The following is a 2,231-nucleotide window of genomic DNA, read 5'->3' as shown; positions in this document are numbered from 1 at the left end:
CAGCATTTCGGGCCGGTGGGCGCCACAGATCGCTACGCGCTTCTCGGAGTTCGGCGTCCGGCGGCTGCCTGGGGCTGATACCCGCACCAAAGGACAATCAGAGCGGCGTTCCGTGCCAGTAGGCCCACCGGGGTCGGCTACGCCTTCGGAGCTTCGATCATCTGGCCTGGTCAGTCGAGTGGGAGGGCTTGGTGGGCGGCGACGATGGCGTCGATGCGGTGGGCGAGGTCGAAGTCGGCGGCGGTGAGGCGGTGGCCCGCGTCGTGGGTGGTGACGGTGGCCCGCAGGTGGTCGATGCGCAGGTCGAGGTCCGCGTGGTGCTGGATGCGGCGGGACCGGTCGGCGATGGTGACGATGGCCGCCACGGCGGCGTGGTAGCGGATCTCGTAGGTGCGGGTGATCTCGTCGCCCTTGCGTTCCCAGCCGGGCAGTTCGGCCAGGTTCTCGGCGATCTCCTCGTCGGACAACACCCTCGGTACGCCCATGTCAGCTCCCCTTGCCAACCGGCGCCAGGATCTCCGTGAGGTCCCGGCCTACGGGGGCATCGTGCCACGGGCGCATGGCCCGTTCCAGGGTGCGCAGTTCACGCATCATGCGTGCGGATCTGGTTTCGATGGCGATGGCGACGGCTTCGCGGGCGATCTCGACCGCGTGATCCGGTTCCTGGGCGGTGGCGGCCGAGGTGGCGTGCCGGGCGAGGTAGACGCCACGGTCCCGGCGAGCGGTCGTCGGGACGACGTCGAGGACCTGTGCCCAGAGGGCATCTGCTTCCCGGCCGAGGCCGAGTCGGCCGTAACAGGTGGCGCGCTGGACCTCCAGGTACGCCGGGGTCCTGCGGCAGGCGTTTCCCCACGGGAGGTCGTCGTCGACGCGGGGCAGCAGGCTGCCGGCGGTGTCGATGAGCTGGTCCACGGCGGCGCGGTCTCCGGTGAGGCTGGCTCCGTGCGCCTGCTGCTGCAGGGCCATGACGCGGATCTTGGGCAGGAGCCCGTCCGACAGGTCCAGGGCGGCCTCGCAGAGGTCGATGACGCCGTACCCGTCGCTCAGGTCCGTCCGGACGTGCGCCTGGTTGACCAGGCTGTACCCGATGAGATGGGCGTCCCGGGAACGTACCGCTATCTCCTGCGTGACCCCGCGCCAGAACGCCGCCGCACCCAGATCACCCGCGTCCTGGTAGAGCCAGCCCACCAGTGCCGCATAGGCGGCCCCGGCCCGCAGGAGCCCCCGGCGCACCTCCCCTTTCGCGGACCGGATCAGCTTGTCGATCAGCTGGTACTGCGCGCTGACGGTGCCGATCAGGTCGTGAGGTCCCAGATACATGTCTGCCCGGTAGTGCCCTTCGAGCTGCTGCTCGAAGTAGTCGATGAGCGCCGGGTCGACGTGCTGGGACGACATCGGCCCAGGCACGAGCGCGGCAGCGGTCACGGAGACGAACTGTCTTCTGTTCACGTCTTCCCCCTGACGGGCCTCGGGCCGAATCCATCCGGCGGGCGCAGTGAACCCCAGATCTTCCGGCCACCGGCCGAGCGCATCGTGCAGCACGATCGCGGTCTCCTCCGGCGGCCAGCCCGGCCGCTCCCCCTCCCAGCGCCGCCAGGTACGAGGGGAGACGTCGAAGTGCCGGTCCTGGAGAAGCCGTCGCCCATGCTCGGACAGCCTCTTCGCAGCCTGGTCCATCGTGCGCCAGCCGACACGGAGTCTCGCCGCCCGCAGTGCGTCATTGCGTTGGCTCATGGGCCCAGCTTGAGGCGTCATCGCACCCGTTCCCGGCCATGGCCGCCACATGGCCACCGCTGGCCACGCGATGACCTGTCTGCCCGTCTGTCCGCCAGCCCATCATCTCCGCATGACCACCAACAGCGCAGACGAACCATCCGAGTTGCACGACTGCCACCACCCCAGCCCCGGCCTGCTGGCCCGCGCGGCAGCCGGGTGGGCACGGTTCCTGCGCAGTGCACCCGCGCAGAGGGAGCCGGACGATGAGTGAGCAGTACGAGTACGTCCCCCACCGCCTCCTCCGCCGCCGTGTCAGAGACATCGCCTCCGGCACCGAGGGCGAACTCATGGCCGTCATCAACGAGAACGTCTCGGACTCCCTCACCTACGAGCGCTGGATGGAGCTCGCCTACATCCGCGCCGCCTCCGGCCGAGAGTTCACCACCGCAGTCGAGAACGTCATCCCCGCCTACGACCAGCCCCAGCCGACCCGCAGACGCCGAGACTTCGGCAGC

General features: G+C 69.7%; 3 protein-coding genes. 1 reads left to right on the top strand and 2 read right to left on the bottom strand.

Going from position 1 to position 2,231, the window contains the following annotated elements:
- Window positions 1–170 precede the first annotated feature (170 nt).
- Together VR44_RS38955 and VR44_RS38950 are read right to left on the bottom strand one after the other, a co-directional pair.
- Window positions 171–485: a 4a-hydroxytetrahydrobiopterin dehydratase gene (locus tag VR44_RS38955; protein WP_045952419.1), complete on the bottom strand. Its 315-nt coding sequence runs from the start codon at window positions 483–485 to the stop codon at window positions 171–173.
- A gap of 1 nt (window position 486) precedes the next feature.
- Window positions 487–1,734, bottom strand: coding sequence for an NsdA family TPR-like regulatory protein (locus VR44_RS38950; protein ID WP_483855151.1), 1,248 nt, complete (start codon window positions 1,732–1,734; stop codon window positions 487–489).
- Window positions 1,735–1,979: 245 nt separating this feature from the next.
- Here VR44_RS38950 and VR44_RS38945 point away from each other — a divergent pair.
- Window positions 1,980–2,231, top strand: a 252-nt coding sequence (locus tag VR44_RS38945) for a hypothetical protein (RefSeq protein WP_045952418.1), incomplete at its 3' end; no start/stop codon positions are given.

It is taken from the genome of Streptomyces katrae, from assembly GCF_000966975.1.
Lineage (GTDB): Bacteria > Actinomycetota > Actinomycetes > Streptomycetales > Streptomycetaceae > Streptomyces > Streptomyces katrae.
This window is presented reverse-complemented; position numbering and strand designations above follow the sequence as displayed.